At 73.5% G+C, this 18030-nt stretch carries 12 protein-coding genes and 1 pseudogene; 12 read left to right on the top strand and 1 reads right to left on the bottom strand.

All coding sequences use genetic code 11. The features are described from left to right. Positions 1–33 precede the first annotated feature (33 nt). The 4 genes and pseudogenes from leuS (at position 34) to IF129_RS19140 (ending at position 7359) form a co-directional block, all read left to right on the top strand. On the top strand, positions 34–2529 hold the full coding sequence (gene leuS / locus IF129_RS19150) for a leucine--tRNA ligase (protein ID WP_191210966.1): 2496 nt from the start codon (positions 34–36) through the stop codon (positions 2527–2529). 125 nt (positions 2530–2654) lie between these two features. After that, entirely contained in the window at positions 2655–3185 is a 531-nt protein-coding gene (locus IF129_RS19145) for an NUDIX domain-containing protein (RefSeq protein WP_191210965.1), read from the top strand. Positions 3186–3279: 94 nt separating this feature from the next. Then, positions 3280–3578: pseudogene (locus IF129_RS26505) on the top strand (hypothetical protein). Positions 3579–3738: 160 nt separating this feature from the next. After that, on the top strand, positions 3739–7359 hold the full coding sequence (locus IF129_RS19140) for a TIM-barrel domain-containing protein (protein ID WP_191210964.1): 3621 nt from the start codon (positions 3739–3741) through the stop codon (positions 7357–7359). Between the two features lie 96 nt (positions 7360–7455). Here the strand turns inward: IF129_RS19140 and IF129_RS19135 are convergent, their stop codons facing one another. Continuing rightward, entirely contained in the window at positions 7456–9012 is a 1557-nt protein-coding gene (locus tag IF129_RS19135; protein ID WP_191210963.1) for a PstS family phosphate ABC transporter substrate-binding protein, read from the bottom strand. A gap of 332 nt (positions 9013–9344) precedes the next feature. On the opposite strand from IF129_RS19135, the gene IF129_RS19130 reads away from it, so the two are divergent. The 8 genes from IF129_RS19130 to IF129_RS19095 all read left to right on the top strand — a co-directional run. After that, positions 9345–10268: an AurF N-oxygenase family protein gene (locus tag IF129_RS19130; RefSeq protein ID WP_191210962.1), complete on the top strand. Its 924-nt coding sequence runs from the start codon at positions 9345–9347 to the stop codon at positions 10266–10268. 30 nt (positions 10269–10298) lie between these two features. After that, on the top strand, positions 10299–11975 hold the full coding sequence (locus IF129_RS19125; RefSeq protein ID WP_191210961.1) for an FAD-dependent oxidoreductase: 1677 nt from the start codon (positions 10299–10301) through the stop codon (positions 11973–11975). 129 nt (positions 11976–12104) lie between these two features. After that, a complete protein-coding gene (locus tag IF129_RS19120; RefSeq protein ID WP_191210960.1) occupies positions 12105–13364 on the top strand; it encodes an acyl-CoA dehydrogenase family protein in 1260 nt (419 codons plus the stop codon). Then, positions 13361–14233 (top strand): SDR family NAD(P)-dependent oxidoreductase, encoded by an 873-nt coding sequence (locus IF129_RS19115; protein WP_191210959.1) that lies wholly within the window; start codon positions 13361–13363, stop codon positions 14231–14233. Before IF129_RS19120 ends, IF129_RS19115 begins: the two co-directional genes overlap by 4 nt. Continuing rightward, positions 14230–14982, top strand: coding sequence for an SDR family oxidoreductase (locus IF129_RS19110; protein ID WP_191210958.1), 753 nt, complete (start codon positions 14230–14232; stop codon positions 14980–14982). Before IF129_RS19115 ends, IF129_RS19110 begins: the two co-directional genes overlap by 4 nt. Continuing rightward, the gene (locus IF129_RS19105; RefSeq protein WP_191210957.1) at positions 14979–16067 is read left to right on the top strand and encodes a phosphotransferase family protein; all 1089 of its coding nucleotides are present in this window, start codon (positions 14979–14981) and stop codon (positions 16065–16067) included. Before IF129_RS19110 ends, IF129_RS19105 begins: the two co-directional genes overlap by 4 nt. After that, complete coding sequence (locus tag IF129_RS19100) at positions 16064–16738, top strand: histidine phosphatase family protein (protein WP_191210956.1); 675 nt, start codon at positions 16064–16066, stop codon at positions 16736–16738. Before IF129_RS19105 ends, IF129_RS19100 begins: the two co-directional genes overlap by 4 nt. A gap of 177 nt (positions 16739–16915) precedes the next feature. After that, on the top strand, positions 16916–18030 hold a 1115-nt coding region (locus IF129_RS19095), incomplete at its 3' end, for a S8 family peptidase (RefSeq protein ID WP_224755240.1).

Genomic DNA, 18030 nt, shown 5'->3' with positions numbered 1-18030 from the left:
ACCCGACACTGCCCGCGACGAGGACTGGAACAGATGGCTGACGAGCAAGGGGCCACCGCCCGGGAGACCTACGACCCGCACGCCAACATCGACAGGTGGCTCCGGGTGTGGAGGGACGAGCGGCTCTTCGAGGCGGGGGACCTCACTCCGGCCAGCCCCAAGGACGAGAAGCGCACCCTTGTCGTCAGCATGTTCCCCTACCCCTCGGGCGACCTCCACATGGGGCACGCCGAGGTGTACAGCATCAGCGACACCATGGCCCGCTTCGCGCGGATGCGCGGCCACCAGGTCCTGAACCCCATCGCGTGGGACTCCTTCGGTCTGCCCGCCGAGAACGCCGCCCGCAAGCGGGACCTCGACCCGCGCGACTGGACGTACGGGAACATCGACATCCAGGCCGAGTCCTTCGAGCGCCTGGGCATCTCCTTCGACTGGCGCACCCGGTTCCACACCTCCGACCCGGAGTACTACCGCTGGAACCAGTGGCTGTTCCTGAAGCTGTACGAGCACGGGCTCGCCTACCGCAAGGAGGCGCCGGTCAACTGGTGCCCCAACGACGAGACCGTCCTGGCGAACGAGCAGGTCGTCCAGGGCAAGTGCGAGCGGTGCGGCACGGACGTCGTCAAGCGGAACCTGACCCAGTGGTTCTTCCGCACCACGCGGTACGCGCAGCGGCTGCTGGACGACATGGACCAGCTCCAGGGCAAGTGGCCGGACGAGATCCTCAGCATGCAGCGGAACTGGATCGGCCGCTCCACCGGTGCGCACATCGACTTCGCCGTCGAGGGCCGCGACGAGCCCGTCCGCGTCTTCAGCACCCGCCCGGACACGCTGTACGGGGCGACGTTCTTCGTGGTGGCCGCCGACTCCGCGCTGGCCGACGAGCTGTGCGACGCCGAGCACCGCACCCGGTTCGAGGAGTACCGGGCGGGCCTGGCCTCCAAGGCCGAGATGGACCGGCTGGCGATCGACCGCCCGATGACCGGCGTCTTCCTCGGCCGCCACGCGCTCAACCCGGTCAGCGGCGAGAAGCTGCCCGTCTACGCCTCCGACTACGTGCTGGCCGACTACGGCACGGGTGCCGTCATGGCCGTCCCCGCGCACGACCAGCGCGACCTGAACTTCGCCCGCGCCTTCGACCTGCCGGTGCGCGTCGTCGTCGACACCGGAGAGGCCGACCCGGCGGAGACGGGCGTCGCGACGGCCGGGGACGGCGTCCTCGTCAACTCCGGCTCGCTCGACGGCCTGCGCAAGGACGAGGCCATCGCCCGCGTCATCGCCGACCTGGAGCAGCGTGAGGTCGGCCAGGGAGCCGTCACCTACCGGCTGCGCGACTGGCTGCTCTCCCGCCAGCGCTACTGGGGCACGCCCATCCCGATCGTGTACTGCGACGCGTGCGGCGCGGTGCCCGTCCCGGACGACCGGCTGCCGGTCACGCTGCCCGAGAGCGGGTACACGCTGCGTTCCGAGGGCGGCAAGGCCCCGCTGGAGACGGCGGCCGCATGGGTGCGGACGGACTGCCCCTCCTGCGGCGGCGAGGCCCGCCGGGACACGGACACGATGGACACCTTCGTGGACTCCTCGTGGTACTTCCTGCGCTACCCGAACCCGCACTACGAGGACGGCCCCTTCGACCCGGCCGGCATCGCCGCCTGGCTGCCCGTCGACGAGTACGTCGGCGGCAAGGAGCACGCCACCGGCCACCTGATGTACGCCCGGTTCCTCACCAAGGTCCTGCACGACCTCGGGATGGTCCCCTTCACCGAGCCGTTCACCCGCCTGACCAACCAGGGTCAGGTGATCATGAACGGCAAGGCGATGAGCAAGAGCCTGGGCAACCTGGTCAACCTCCAGGAGCAGATCGCCCAGCACGGCCCCGACGCCGTGCGCGTCACGATGCTGTTCGCCAGCCCGCCCGAGGACGACATCGACTGGGCGGACGTCTCCCCGGCCGGCTCGGTGAAGTGGCTCGCCCGCGTGTGGCGGCTGGCCGGGGACGTCGGTGCGGCGGCCCCCGCGTCCGGCGACGCGGACCAGCAGCTGCGGGTGGCCGTGCACCGGCTGGTGGACGAGGCGACGCAGGCGATGGAGGCCAAGCGCTTCAACGTCGGCATCGCCCGGCTGATGCAGCTCACCAACATCCTGCGGCAGGCCGTCGACCGCACGCCCGGGCCGGGCGACGAGGCCGTCCGCGAGGGCGCGTCCGCGCTGGTCCGCATGCTGGCCTGCTTCGCGCCCTTCACGGCCGAGGACTGCTGGGTCCGGCTCGGCCGGGAGCCCTCGGTGCTCCGGGCGGGCTGGCCCGAGGCGGACCCGGCGCTGCTCGTCGAGGACCGGGTGACGTGCGTCGTGCAGGTGGCGGGCAAGTTCCGCGACCGGCTGGAGGTGGCGCCGGACATCGGCGAGGAGGAGCTCCAGCGGCTGGCGCTCGGGTCCGGGAAGGTGCAGGCCGCCCTCGGGGGCGCCGAGGTCGCCCGGGTGATCGTGCGCGCCCCGAAGCTCGTCAACTTCGTGCCCGCGCGCGGCTGACACCGCGCTCCGCCCGCCCGTCGGCCGGCGCCGGCGGGCGGGGGTGCCCGTGCGGGAGCGTCGCGGTACGGGCCGCCGCCGTCGGGGCGCCCGTGGGGCGCCGTCGCAGAGAGGAACCGTTCGCCATGGCGTACACCCCCGGTCGCAGGTTCACCCACTGCCCCTACTGCGGGACCGGTTACGCGGCCGACGCCGGGTGGCCGAGGGACTGCCCGGGGTGCGGCGAGACACGCTGGGCCAACCCGCTCCCGGTCGCCGTCGCCCTCCAGCCCGTCGCGCTGTCCTCGGGCGGGCGCGGGCTGGTCGTCGTGCGGCGGGACATCGAGCCCTGTCGCGGTCAGCTGGCGCTGCCGGGCGGCTACATGGAGCTCGGCGAGAGCTGGGAGCAGGCCGCCGTCCGGGAGCTGTGGGAGGAGACGGGGCTGACGGCCGACGCCGCGCAGGTCCGCCTGTTCGGCGCGCGGAGCGCCGTCGCCACCCTCAACCTCTTCGCCCTCCTGCCCGAGCGGGCCGAGGAGACCTTGCCCGTGTCCCGGCCGACGGCCGAGGCCACCGAGTGGCTGGTGCTCACGGAGCCCGTGGACCTCGCCTTCCCCACGCACACGGCGGCGATGCGCGCCTACCTCTGCGACGAGGCCGCCCCCCTCACGGCGTAGCCCCGCCCCGGTGGGGCCGCCGCCCGGTGGTGCGGGGAATCCGGTTGCACGGGCTGGGCGGGGGCGGAGGTTGGGCGGCCGGGAGGCGACGAGCATGAGCGGGACGGCGGACCGGCTCACGGTGCGCGATCTTCGTCCGGCGGATCTCCGGGAGTGCGGCCGGGCGGGCTCGGAGCTGCATCTGGCCAACGTGGCACGGCAGTTGGAGCGGGCCCGGCTCGGTGAGGTCGACTACCTGGCGGTCTGCGTCGCGGACGGACCGCCGGTGGCCCTCGGCGGCTGGGGTACGTGGCGTTCGACCGGCGGCCGGACGCCTGGGACGTCCGGGGTCCGGACGGCTCGCCGCGGCGTCACGAGACGGTGTGCGTGCTGTCGGGGAAGAAGCTGCGCTGAGGTCGGCGGGACGTCGCGCGGCGTGCATGCACGGTGCGCGTGGCGCGTGTTCATGACTCGTGTGGCGCTGAAATGAGCAAGAACTTGCATCCTTGGTGTTGACGAATGCGTGTTCCGAGCCGTTTCATCGAGGGCACCTTCCCTGTATCGGAGCCTGCTCATGAACCATGCGGTCAGAGCACCCCTGCTCGTCTCCGTCCTGGCCACCACCCTGATCGCCACCGGCGCTGCGGCGCCGCTGCACGCCGCGGCGCCCGCCGCCCCGTCCGCCCACTCCCTGGGGGACGTCACCGGCTTCTCCGCCGAAGGCGACACCTACACGGTGTCCTCGGGCGAGGCGAAGCTGCGGGTGACGTTCCACGACGACGACCTGGTCCGCGTCCACCTCGCCCCCGACGGCACCTTCTCCGACCCCGCGAACGACGACCCCGACGACCCGGACGCCCCCGACGCCGACATCGTCGTGGGGCGCGACCACGACGGCGCCGGGTCCACGCACACCGAGACCGACGACGCCTACGTCATCCGCTCCGACGAGGCCACGCTGACGATCACCAAGTCGCCCGCCACGCTCGCCCTCGCCGACGAGGACGGGCGCGAGCTGTGGCGCGAGACGGCGCCGCTGGCGTGGTCGGACGAGGGCACCGTGCAGACGCTCGCCCAGGGCGAGCGCGAGCAGTTCTTCGGCGGCGGCATGCAGAACGGCCGCTTCAGCCACCGCGACGAGACGATCGACATCACCCGCGACTACGACTGGAACGACGGCGGCAACCCCAACGCCGTGCCGTTCTACCTCTCCAGTCAGGGCTACGGCGTCCTGCGCAACACCTTCGCGCCGGGCGCCTACGACTTCCGCTCCCCGGTGCGCACCACCCACGACGAACAGCGCTTCGACGCCTACTACTTCGTCGGCGACGCCAAGGAGGTCATCGACGGGTACACCGAGCTGACCGGCCGTCCGGCCATGATGCCGATGTATGCCCTGGAGATCGGTGACGCCGACTGCTACCTGCACAACGCCAACCGCGGCGAGCGCGAGACGCTGCGGGACGCGAAGGAGATCGCGGACGGCTACACCGAGCACGGGCTGCCGCTGGGCTGGATGCTGGTCAACGACGGCTACGGCTGCGGCTACGAACAGCTGCCCGAGACGGCGGACATGCTCCACGAGCGCGGCGCGGAGCTCGGCCTGTGGACGGAGTCGGACCTCACCGAGCAGGAGTCGGAGGTCTCCGCCGGCGTCCGCGTCCGCAAGACCGACGTCGCCTGGGTCGGCCCCGGGTACCGGTTCGCGCTGGACGCCTGCGAGGAGTCGCAGAGCGGCATCGAGGAGCACAGCGAGGACCGGGCCACCGTCCTGACGGTGGAGGGCTGGGCCGGTACGCAGCGCTGCGGCGCGATGTGGAGCGGCGACCAGTCCGGCACCTGGGACTACATCCGCTGGCAGATCCCCACCTACGCCGGTTCCACCATGTCCGGCCAGCACATGACCACCGGTGACGTGGACGGCATCTTCGGCGGCAGCCCCGAGACGTACGTCCGCGACATGCAGTGGAAGATGTTCCTGCCGATGACGTACCTGATGAGCGGCTGGGCGGCGTCCGACAAGCAGCCCTGGCGCTACGGCCAGCCGTACACCGACATCAACCGGAAGTACATGCTGCTCCACGAGCGGCTGCTGCCCTACTTCTACACGCACAGCGCGAACGCCTCGAAGGACGGCGTCGGGCCGACCCGCCCGCTGTACCTGAACTACCCGGACGACCCGAACACCTGGGGCGACGAGGCGAAATACGAGTTCCTGGCCGGGGACGACTTCCTGGTGGCGCCCGTCTACGAGGACAGCGACGTCCGCGACGGCATCTACCTCCCCGAGGGCCGCTGGGTCGACTACTGGACCGGCCGCGTCCACGAGGGCGGGCGGACGCTGGACGGCTACCGGGCGCCGCTGGACACGCTGCCGCTGTTCGTCCGGGCGGGCGCGATCGTGCCGATGTTCCCCGAGGGCACCCTCGACTGGCAGGAGGGCAAGGCCGCCGGGCAGCTCGACCTGGACGTCTACCCGCAGGGCACCTCCTCCTTCACCCTGTACGAGGACGACGGCCGCACCCGCGCCCACGCGGCCGGTGAGTCGGCCGCGCAACGGTTCGAGGTCACCGCGCCCGAGGCCCGCGAGCGCGGCCCGGTGACGGTCTCCGTCGGCGCGCTGGAGGGCGCCTACGAGGGCAAGCCGGCCGAACGGCGCTACGGCCTGAGCGTGCACACGAACACCGAGCCGGCACGCGTCCGGGCCGGCAAGCGCAACCTCGCGGAGTACCGCAGCCGTGCTGCGCTGAACGCCGCCGACTCCGGCTGGTACTACGACGCCCCGAGCGGCGTCGTCCACATCCGGACGGCCACGGTGCCGACCGACGGCACGGCGACCGTGCGCATCGACGGCGCCGGGTCGGTCGGCGGCACGCACCCGCAGGACCGCAGCGTGGCCTTCGACCTGACGACGCCGGTGATCGGCTCGCCCGAGGCCGCGCAGGAGGTCACGGCGTCGTTCACCAACGACACCGGCAAGCCCGTCGACGTCACCCGCACCACCGTCACCGCCCCCGAGGGCTGGGACGTCACGGCGCGGGGCGCGACGACGCGCAAGGCCCTGCGCGACGGGCAGACGTTCACCGTCGGCTACACGGTGACGCCCCCGGCCTCGGCCGAGCCGGGACGCCACGAGCTGACCGCCGCCGCGCGCTACCGGACCCGGGGCACGACCTACGACGTCCGGGCGGGGACGGGCACGACCCTGGCGCACGCCTCGCTCGCCTCGGCGGCGAACAACGTCGGCGTGACGGCGTCGGACGACCCGGAGCCGGGCGACCTGGACGGCGGCGGCTCCAGCTTCATCGCCGAGAGGCTGGCGGAGCAGGGCGCGACGCCCGGCGCCACGGTCGAGGCGAACGGCTTCTCGTTCACCTGGCCGGACGCCGAGCCGGGCACGCGGGACAACGTCGCCGCCACCGGGCAGACGGTCAAGGTCCCCGGCGACGCGGGGGGCAACGCCCTGGCCTTCCTCGGCACCGGCACCAGCGGCTCCGCCGGGGGCACGGCCACCGTCCACTACACCGACGGCTCCACCGCCGAGGAGACGCTGGGCTTCCCCAACTGGTGCTGCCTGCCCACCGACACGTACGGCGCGAAGACCGCTCTCAGCACGAAGGGCAAGAACACCCGCTCCGGCCCGGCCTATCCGGACATCGACTACCGCCTCTACACCACGACCCTGCGCGTGGACCCGGACAAGCGGGTCGCGGCCGTCACCCTGCCGAAGAACAGCGCCGTGCACGTCTTCGCGCTGACGACGGGCACCGAGGAGGTCGTCCCTCCTCCGGTGGAGGACGGCCAGTACGCGTTGGTCAGCGGCTCGGGCGGGGGCCGGCTCGCGGCCCCGGGCGACGAGAACGCCGGGCAGCTCCGGCTCGCCGGGGAGTCCGCCTCACCCGCGCAGAAGTGGAACGTCACCCGTGACGACGACGGCACCTACCGGCTCAAGAACGCGGGCAGCGGTCTGTGCGCCGACGTCGCGGGCAGCTCGGCGGACGACGGTGCCGCGGTCGTCCAGTACACCTGCACCGGAACCGCCAACCAGCGGTGGGAGATCACCGACGACGACGGAACCCTCACCGTGAAGGCCAAGCACAGCGGTCTGTCCCTGGCCGCCCGGGAGGACGGCCTCGTCGTCCAGGCCACCGACGACGGCGCCCCGGCCGCGCGGTGGACGACCATCGCCAACTGACCCCCGTCCCCCGAACCACCGGAGCCGTGCGGCGCACCCCCCCGTCCGCACGGCTCCGGTCCCGTGTCACCGGACGGCCCTCGCCGCCCACGCGCCTCACCCGCCGGGCGGCGGTGTCGGTTCGGGGCGGCACAGCTGGGGGTTGCGCAGCTCCGCGCAGGGCCGGTGGCCGCCCGCGCGGATCACGTCCCGGCCGACCTGGTGGGTGAGGTACCGCAGGAAGCCGGCCGCGAGCGAGTGGGCGGGCGGTTCGCCGTAGGTGTAGGCGTACTCGGTGTCCCAGTACGGGTAGGCGCCCCGGTCGGCGGCCTCCACGTCGGGGCGTTCGCCGTCGATGCGCACGAGGTGCAGTGCGTCGGTGCGTCGGGCCGCCGCCGGGAGCGCGCTGTAGCCGAGGGCGCCGGGGGTGCCGACGACGGTGTCCAGGACGTCGGAGGTGGAGCCGCGTTCGCAGCGCAGGGCGGGGCCTTCGGTGCGGGGGCGCCGGGTGCGGCAGTCGTCGGACGTCAGGTTGGGCTCGGGGGCGCCGTCCAGGACGCGGTTCTCCAGGACGCGCCGCGTGCCGGAGTTCGAGTACCGGCCGACCAGGCGCACCGGGAGGTCGGCGCCGCCGATCTCGCTCCAGTTGCGGATCTCGCCCCGGTAGATCTTCCTCAGCTGCTCCCGGGTGAGGTCCTGGACCTCGGCGTCCCGGTGGACGACGAGGGTGAACAGCGTGAACGCGACCGGGCGGGGGAGTAGTTGGGGCTGGCCGTCCGCCTTCCTGCCGTCGGTGAAGGCGAGGACGTCGGGGTGGCCCGACTCCGCCGCGTCGCCCGCGCTGTCCAGTTGCCGCAGTCCTTCGCTGCTGCCGCTGGTCTCGACGGTGAACGCGGCGCCGGGGCAGGTCCGCGTGTAGGCGCGCGTCGCCTCGCGCAGGGTCGGCTCGAAGGCGGTGGAGCCCACGAGGGTCAGCCGCCCGGTGGCGCAGTCGATCGGCGGGCCCTGGCCCTCGGTGGTGTCGGCGACGTAGCCGAGGGCCAGGATGATCGCGACGAGCGAGGCGATGATCCCCACCGAGCCCCGGGAGACGCCCGTGCGGCTCCTCGTGTGCTGGACGCTGCCGCCCTTGATGGCGCCCTCGATGACGGGCTCGGGCCGCTGGCCGGACGAGGGGCGGCGTTCGACGCCCAGCTCCGTCTCGTCCAGGAGGACCAGCACCTTGTAGTACTGCGCGCGGTTGAGCGGGACCTTCGGCAGCTTCAGCAGTCCGTTGCCGCGCTCGTCGGTGGCGCCCTCGGCCGGGAGGGCGTTCAGCTCGGGGATCGGGGTCGCGTGCTCCAGCCCCGGGTCGCTCACCTCGGAGGTGTAGGCGCGCACGACGCGTCGTTCGGGGAAGCGGACGCGCAGGCCGACCGGGTCGTCGCCCGCGACGGCGTAGTCCGACTCGTCGATGTTCGTCGACCCGTTGTTCTCGATGCGGACGAGCACCAGCGAGGGCCGCCGCACGAGCACGGACGGCTCCCCGTACCGTCCGTCGAAGGCCGGGGTGTCCATCTGGATGCGGTACCCGAGCCGTTTGCGGCCGACGAGCACGAACTCGTACAGCGCCGCCACGACGGGCACCAGCACGCCCAGCAGCGTGAGCACGACGTCCCACGGAATCGCCTGCACAACCGTCCCCCCTCGCACGGCCCGGCCGGGTGTGCGGCGGCCGGGCGCACCAACGTACGCCGCCCGCAGGGCCGGTGGGCCGGGCCCGGGCGCATTTCAGCGGACGTTCATCCGGTGTTGGCGCGCGGCCGGACGGCGCTTCGGCGCGGGCTCGGGGGCTCACCCGTCGCGCGGACTGGGACGGGGGGCGCGTGCGTGCGGGGCACAAACTTCTTACCGAGGGGTAGGAAAGCCTCCGAGGCTTGCTATACGGTCTGTCTAACAAGGGGTGGCCGCCCGCCCCACCGCCGTCGTCGACCAGGGACCCCGCACGCGAAACGAGGAGCTCCGCCATGGCAAGCAGCACCGTTCGGCCCGACCTGTCCACAAGCGCGGACCGGCCCGACGAGCAGGACGTCGCCCGCCGGTTGCTCGACTCGGCCGCCCAGCTCGCGTACGACCCGGCCACCGAGGTCGACTGGGAGACACCGCTGGACAAGGACTTCCACGGCGCGAGCCCCGAATGGAGCACGCTCTACGGCACCGCGTACTGGAACGAGCTGAGCGAGGCGCAGCGCAAGGAGCTGACGCGGCAGGAGGCGGCGTCCGTCGCCAGCACCGGGATCTGGTTCGAGATGATCCTCCAGCAGATGGTGCTGCGGGACATCTACGCCAAGGACCCGACCGGCGCGGAGTTCCAGTGGGCGCTGACCGAGATCGCCGAGGAGTGCCGGCACTCGATCATGTTCGCCCGGGGCGCGCAGAAGCTCGGCGCCCCCGCCTACCGGCCGCACCGGCTCGTCCTCGAACTGGGCCGCGCCTTCAAGACGCTGGCGTTCGGCGAGGCGGCGTACGCGGCGATCCTCGTCGCCGAGGAGGTCCTCGACGTCATGCAGCGCGACTGGATGCGCGACGAGCGGGTGGTGCCGTTCGTCCGGACGATCAACAACATCCACGTCGTCGAGGAGTCCCGGCACATGAAGTTCGCCCGGGACGAGACGCGCAAACGGCTGCGCGGGGCGGGGTGGGCGCGTCGCCAGATCAACGCCTTCGTCGTCGCCGTCGCCTCCTACTTCATCGTCACGAGCATGGTGAACAAGAAGGTGTACGAGAACGCCGGGCTGGACGCCGAGCGGGCCATCGCCGAGGCGAAGGCGAACCAGCAGCACAAGGCGATGATGCGCTCCAGCTGCTCGGGCCTCATGGAGTTCCTCGCCTCCGCCCGCCTCCTCACCAAGCCCGCGCTGGCGTTCTACCGGCGCGCGCACCTGATCTGACCCCTTGATCCGAGCGAGCTGACCGTCACCATGGCCTTCGCCATCACCCAGACCTGCTGCAACGACGCCACCTGTGTGGCCGTCTGCCCGGTCAACTGCATCCACCCGACACCCGAGGAACGCGCCTTCGGCAGCACGGAGATGCTCCACATCGACCCCCGGGCGTGCATCGACTGCGGCGCCTGCGCGGACGCCTGCCCGGTCGACGCCGTCGTCCCCGTGGACCGGTTGCCGGACGGGCAGAAGGAGTACGCCGCCCTCAACGCGGCGTACTTCGAGGGCCGGGACCCCGGCACCTCCGTGGCCGGGCCGAACTTCCACGCCTGGGGCCGCCCCCGCTTCGAGCGCGTGCTGCCGCCGGACTTCCCGACGCTCCGGGTCGCCGTCGTCGGCACCGGACCGGCCGGGATGTACGCGGCGGAGGACCTGCTGCTGCACACCGACGCCGAGGTCACCCTCGTCGACCGGCTGCCGGTGGCCGGCGGCCTCGTGCGCTACGGCGTGGCGCCCGACCACCCCGCCACCAAGGGCGTCGGCGAGACGTTCGCCCGCTTCCACCACCACCCCCGGGTGCGGATGGCGCTCGGCCTGGAGGTGGGCCGGGACGTCACCCCGGACGAACTGGCCGCGCACCACGACGCCGTCGTCTACGCCGTCGGCGCCTCGGCGGACCGCCGCACCGGCGTCCCCGGCGAGGGCCTCCCGGGCAGCATCGCGGCGACCACGTTCGTGGCCTGGTACAACGCCCACCCCGAGGTCGCCCCGGACGCGGTGGACCTCTCCGCCGAGCGGGTCGTCGTGGTGGGCAACGGCAACGTGGCCCTCGACGTGGCGCGCGTCCTCGTCGCCGACCCCGAGACACTCGCCGGGACCGACATCGCCGACCACGCGCTGGCCGCCCTGCGCCGCAGCCGGGTGCGCGAGGTGGTGCTGCTGGGCCGTCGGGGCCCGGAGGACGCCGCCTGCACGCGGTCCGAACTGCTCGCCCTGACGCACCTGGACGGCGTCCGGCTGGTCGTGGACGCCCACGACCCGCTGATCACCGAAGCGCTCGACGCCGCCGGGCCGCAGGACCGGGCCGCCGCGCTGCGCGGCGCCGAGCGCGAGCGGGTGGACTGGTCGCGTCCGCCCGGGCCGGAGCGCCGCATCGTCCTCCGGTTCCGCTCCGCGCCGGTGGCGGCCCTCGGTGGCGGCGCCGAGGGAGCCGGGGAGGGCGGGGGAGGCGTCCGCGCCCTGCGGGTCGGCGGTGCGGACGGCGAGGCGGAGATCCCGGCCGGGATGCTGCTGCGGGCCGTCGGCTACCGGGGGGTCGGGGTGCCGGGGCTGCCGTTCGACGAGGCGAGCGGCACGGTGCCGCACGAGGCCGGCCGGGTCGCGGGCCGGCCGGGGACGTACGTCGTGGGGTGGATCAAGCGCGGTCCGTCCGGAGGCATCGGGGCCAACCGCACGTGCGCGGCGGAGACCGTCGGCTCGCTGATCGCGGACGCCGCCGCCGGGACGCTGCCCGCGCCGTCCGGCGGGGCGAGGGCCTTCCGCCGGCTGGCCCGGCGCCGCAGCCGGCACCTCGTCGACGCCCGGGGGCTGGCCGCCATCGAACGGGCCGAGGAGGCCCGTGGGCGCCGGGACGGACGTCCGCGCGTCAAGCTGGCGACGGTGGAGGAGCTGGTCGCCACCGCGCGCGGCCCGCGCCGTCTGCTGCCGCGCTGACCGGCGTCCGCACGCCCGGCCGACCTTCGGCCCCACCTCCGGCCGCACTGTGCACGTGCACAGTGCGGCCGGTGTGATTCTGATCCCGGCGCTATTGAGCAACGCTCAACAAGGTCCTAGGGTCGGCCCATGGACTTCGCCCCCTCAGCTCGTGCGGCCGACCTGACCGAGCGCGTGCGAGCCTTCATCCGCGCCGAGATCGAACCGGCCGAAGCCGCCTACCACCGGGAGATCGCCGCCCGCCGCGCGGGCGCCGGCGACCCCTGGGAGCCGCTGCCCCTCATCGCCGAGCTGCGGGCCAAGGCCCGTGCCCAGGGGCTGTGGAACCTCTTCCTCCCCGCCGGGCACGAGGGCCCCTACGCCGAGCGCTACGGCACCGACGGCGGAGCCGGGCTCAGCAACACCGACTACGCGCCGATCGCCGAGCAGACCGGCCGCTCCTTCCTCGCCCCGCACGTCTTCAACTGCAACGCCCCCGACACCGGCAACATGGAGGTCCTGCTCAAGTACGGCAGCGCGGAGCAGCGCGAGCGGTGGCTCGAACCGCTCCTCGACGCCCGCAGCCGCAGCGCCTTCTGCATGACGGAACCCGACGTGGCCTCCTCCGACGCGACGAACATGGCGCTGCGGGCCGACGTCGAGGGCGACGAGGTCGTCGTCAACGGCCGCAAGTGGTGGTCCACCGGCGTCGGGCACTCCGACTGCGACGTGCTCATCGTCATGGCCCTCAGCGACCCGGAGGCCGACAGGCACCACCGGCACTCCATGGTGATCGTCCCGCGCGACACCCCGGGCGTGCGGGTGGAGCGCATGCTGCCGACCATGGGCGTGTACGACGAGCCGCACGGCCACGGCGAGGTCTCCTTCACCGACGTCCGCGTGCCGCTGTCCCACGTCGTCGCCGGACCGGGCCGCGCCTTCGAGATCGCCCAGGGGCGCCTCGGCCCCGGCCGCGTCCACCACTGCATGCGCCTCATCGGCCTGGCCGAGAAGGCCCTGGAACTCGCCTGCGAGCGCGGCCTGTCCCGGGTCGGCTTCGGCAAGCCGCTGGTCGACCTCGGGGGCAACCGCGAGCGCGTCGCGGACGCCCGCATCGCCATCGACGCCACCCGGCTCCTCGTGCTGCACGCCGCCTGGAAGCTCGACCAGGGCGGACCGCTGCACGCGCTCAGCGAGGTCAGCCAGATCAAGGTCGCGGCCCCGAACATGGCGCAGCAGGTCATCGACTTCGCGATGCAACTGCACGGCGGCGCCGGGCTCTCCGACGACGTCCCGCTCGCCGCCTCCTGGGTCACCGCCCGCGCCCTGCGGCTGGCCGACGGGCCCGACGAGGTCCACCGGGGCATGGTCGCCCGGCTGGAGCTGGCCAAGTACGGGGCGCGGCGATGAGCCGGCGGGTCCTGATCACCGGCGGCGCCTCCGGGCTGGGCGCGGCGCTGGCGGCCGCCTTCACGCGGGCGGGCGACCGCGTCCTCGTCACCGACCGGACCGACCCGGCGGACCGGCCCGGCGCGCCGCCCCCGGGCGAGGCGTTCCTGAGGCTCGACGTCACCTCCGACGCCGACTGGGCCGACGCCCACACCTGGGTCGAGGAGCACTGGGGCGGTCTGGACGTCCTCGTCAACAACGCCGGGGTCGCGGCGGGCGGGCGCATCGACGTCCTCCCGATGGACGACTGGCGGTGGATCACCGACATCAACCTCTTCGGCGTCGTGCGGGGCTGCCGCACGTTCACCCCGATGATGAAGCGGCAGGGCTCCGGGCACATCGTCAACACCGCCTCCATGGCCGGGCTGACGCACCCGCCGGCCAGCGGCTCCTACAACGCCGTCAAGGCGGCCGTCGTCGCGCTCAGCGAGACGCTGCGCTACGAGCTCGCGCCCTACGGCGTGACGACGTCCGTCGTCTGCCCGTCCTTCTTCCGCACCGACCTCGCGGCGTCCCTGCCCGGCAGCGACCCGCTGATGGAGCAGGTGGCGACCCGGCTGATCAGCCGGTCCCCGCTGGACGCCGACCAGATCGCCGCCAAGGTCATGGCCGGGGTCCGTACGGGCAGACCGGTCATCCTCACCGACGGGCCGGGACGGCGCGCGTACTGGGCCAAACGGCTCCTGCGGCCGCTCTACGACCGGCAGATGTACCGCTTCGGGCAACGCATCCGGCAGGGCGAGGCACGAGCGGAGCAGGACGGAGCGGACCGGCGGCACGGAACGGACCGGCCAACGGACGAGCAGCGGGAGCGGGAGCGAAAGGCATGAGCGGCAAGGGCACGATCCTCATCACCGGGGCCAGCGCCGGCCTCGGTGAGGAGATGGCGCGGCAGTTCGCCGCGCTCGGGTACGACCTGGCGCTGTGCGCCCGGCGCAGCGACCGGCTGAAGGCGCTGGTGGAGGAGATCGCCGCCGCGCACCCCGCCCGTCGGGTGGAGGCGCGCGCCCTCGACGTCACCGACGGGGAGGCCGTCCACACCGTCTTCCGGGCCTTCGCCGAGGACTTCGGCACGATCGACCGCGTCATCGTCAACGCGGGCCTCGGCAAGGGCGCGGCCCTGGGCACCGGACGGCACGACGCCAACCGGGAGACGGCGATGACCAACTTCGTCGGCGCCCTCGCCCAGAGCGAGGCGGCCCTGGAGGTCTTCCGCGCGCAGGGCCGGGGCCACCTGGTGATGATCTCCTCGATGTCCGCGCTGCGCGGCATGCGCAAGGCCATGACGACCTACGCCGCCACGAAGGCGGGCGTCGCCGCGCTCGCCGAGGGGCTGCGTTCGGAGCGCGTGCCCGGACTGGACGTTTCGGTGGTCTACCCCGGCTACATCCGCTCGGAGATGAACGCCCACGTCGCGCAGAAGACGCGCTTCATGGTCGACACCCCCACCGGGGTCCGGGCGATGGTCGCCGCCATCGAGCGGCGCCGCGTCACGGCGTACGTCCCGGCCTGGCCGTGGGTGCCGATCGGGCTGGCCCTGCGCGTCCTGCCCCTCTCCGTCGTCCGGAGGCTGGTGTGAGCGGGGCCGAGCGCGTCTCCGGAGCCCGTGAGGTCCGCGAGGAGGACGCCTTCGACGTCGACGCCGTCGCCCGATGGCTGCGGGAGCACGCCGACGACCCGGCCGGCCTGGAGGGCGGGCCGCGGGTGCGGCAGTTCTCCGGCGGCGCGTCCAACCTCACGTACCTGCTGCGCCACCCCGGCCGCGACCTGATCCTGCGCCGCCCGCCGCGCGGCCAGAAGGCGCGGGGCGCGCACGACATGGGCCGTGAGTACCGCATCCAGGAGCGGCTCGCCCCCGTCTTCCCGTTCGTCCCGGCGATGGTGGCGTTCTGTGCGGACGAGTCCGTCATCGGCTCGCCGTTCTACGTCATGGAACGGCTGGTCGGGCCCATTCCCCGCAAGGAGTTGCCACCGGACGTCGAACTCACGCCGGAGCGGACCCGGGAGCTGTGCGTCAACGTCCTCGACCTGCTGATCTCCCTGCACTCCGTCGACCCGGACGAGGCCGGCCTCGCCGACCTGGGCAAGGGCGAGGGCTACGTCGCACGGCAGGTCGCCGGGTGGTCGCAGCGCTACCGCAGGGCCCGCACGTGGAACACCGGCTCGTTCGAGAAGGTGATGTCCTGGCTGGACGCGGAGCAGCCGGGCGATCGCCGCATCTGCCTCATCCACAACGACTTCCGCTTCGACAACGTCGTCCTCGACCCCGACGACCCGACGCGGCCGGTCGGCCTGCTCGACTGGGAGATGGCCACCCTCGGCGACCCCCTGATGGACCTCGGCGGCGCCCTGGCCTACTGGGTCGAGGCGGGCGACGGGCCGGTGTTCCGGCGCTTCCGCCGCCAGCCGACGCACCTGCCCGGCATGCTCACCCGCGCGGAGGTCGTGGCGTACTACACCTCCCGCACGGGCCTGACCCTCACCGAGCGGGAGTGGGCGTTCTACGAGGTCTTCGGCCTCTTCCGGCTCGCCGTCATCTGCCAGCAGATCTACTACCGCTACCACCACCGGCAGACCACGAACCCCGCGTTCCGGCACTTCTGGGTCATGACGCGGCTGCTCGAACGCCGCTGCCTGCGCGTGATGCGGCGGGCGCGGCGGTGAGCGTCCTCCTGCTCGTCCGCCACGGCCAGGCGTCCTTCGGCGCCGCCGACTACGACGTACTCTCCGAGGCGGGCCACGAACAGGCCCGCCTCCTCGGCGCGTCCCTGGCCGCCCGGGGCGTCGTCCCCGGGCGTCTCGTGCGCGGCGCACTCACCCGCCACGCCCAGACGACGGCCGCGCTGCTGGCGGGTGCGGGCTGGACGGTCCCGCCCGAGGTCGAGACCGACGCGGGCTGGGACGAGTTCGACCACCTGGACGTCGTGGACGCGCACACCCCGCTCGCGGACGCCGCCGGGCGTCCGGCCTCCTCCCCGCGCGCCTTCCAGGAGCTGTTCGAGCGGGCCACGGCCCGCTGGGCGGGCGGGGAGCACGACGCCGACTACGCCGAGCCGTTCGGCGCCTTCACCACCCGCGTGCACGCCGCCCTGACGCGGGCCGCCGAGCGTGCCGCCCGGGGCGGGACGACGCTGGTGGTGACGTCCGGCGGACCCGTCTCGCTCGTCGTCTCGCGCCTCCTGGCCGGTGACGCCTCCCTGTGGCGCGTCCTCAACCCCGTCACCGTCAACACCGGGGTCACCAAGGTCGTCTCCGGGCGACGCGGGCTGACCTGCGTCACCTTCAACGCCCACGACCACCTCGACGCCACGCCCGCCCTCCTCACCTACCGCTGACGGCGGTTCCGGGGCGCCTGGGCACGGCACCCACGGGGCACCTCCGCAGCACCCGCACGGCCACGTACCCGGCACCTACCTACCGTTGCCCGGATTGTTCCGGCCCGTCCCCGGCCCCATCGTGGGGGCGCCACGGCCGGGGACGCCGTGGTGTCGCCATCGATGCGGAGGCAGGCAATGAAGCTCGTCCGAACACGGCGCCGTCGGCTGACGGCCTGGTGCACGGGCCTGGCCATGACGGGTGCGCTGGCCGGGGTGGGCCTGGCGGCGGGTCCGGCGCACGCGGCCGAGGGCACCGTCGTCGGCGCCGGCGCGCCGGGGGCGCTGGAGGGCCAGTACATCGTGGTCCTCGACGGCGCGACGTCGCTCGCCGCGAGCGCCGAGGCGCGGGTGGCCGCGCAGGCCGAGGAGTTGACCGACCGCTACGGCGGGACGGCGGACCACGTCTACACCAGCGTCCTGCGCGGCTTCGCGGCGGACATGACCGCCGCGCAGGCCCGACGACTGGCCGCCGACCCGCAGGTGAGGTACGTCCAGCAGTCGCAGCTCGTGCGGGCCGCGGGCGGCACCCAGCCCTCGCCGCCGTCCTGGGGGCTGGACCGGGTGGACGGCTCCGTGGACGACGCCTACGCCTACCCCGCCACGGGCGCGGGCGTCACCGCCTACGTGCTGGACTCCGGTATCCGCACGAGCCACCGGACGTTCGAGGGCCGCGCCTCGCACGGCTACGACTTCGTCGACGAGGACGGCACCGCGCAGGACTGCAACGGCCACGGCACCCATGTGGCCGGGACGATCGGCGGCGCGGAGTACGGCGTCGCCAAGGACGTCGACCTCGTCGCCGTCCGCGTCCTCGGCTGTGACGGCAGCGCACCGGACCGCGACGCCATCGAGGGCCTGGACTGGGTCGCCCAGAACGCCGACGGCCCCTCCGTCGGCAACATGAGCCTCACCTCCGGCGGCCCGAACGCCGAACCGCAGGCCCTGCGCGACGCCACCCGGGGGGCGATCGACGCGGGCATCCAGTTCGCCATCGCGGCGGGCAACTCCGGTACCGACGCCTGCGGGACCTCGCCCGGCGACGTCCCCGAGGCGATCACGCTGGGCTCGACGGACCGGGGCGACGGCCGCTCCGGCTTCTCCAACTACGGCCGCTGCCTGGACCTCTTCGCCCCGGGCGGCAACATCACCTCCGCGAGCCACAGCTCCGACACCGGCTCCAGCACGATGAGCGGGACGTCGATGGCGACCCCGCACGCCGCCGGTGCGGCGGCCCTGTATCTGGAGGGGAG

Origin of the sequence: Streptomyces chumphonensis (assembly GCF_014779715.1) — a bacterium.
In the GTDB taxonomy this organism is placed as follows: Bacteria; Actinomycetota; Actinomycetes; order Streptomycetales; family Streptomycetaceae; genus Streptomyces; species Streptomyces chumphonensis.
The sequence above is the reverse complement of the archived record's forward strand: the minus strand, read 5'-3'. Positions and strand labels throughout refer to the sequence as shown.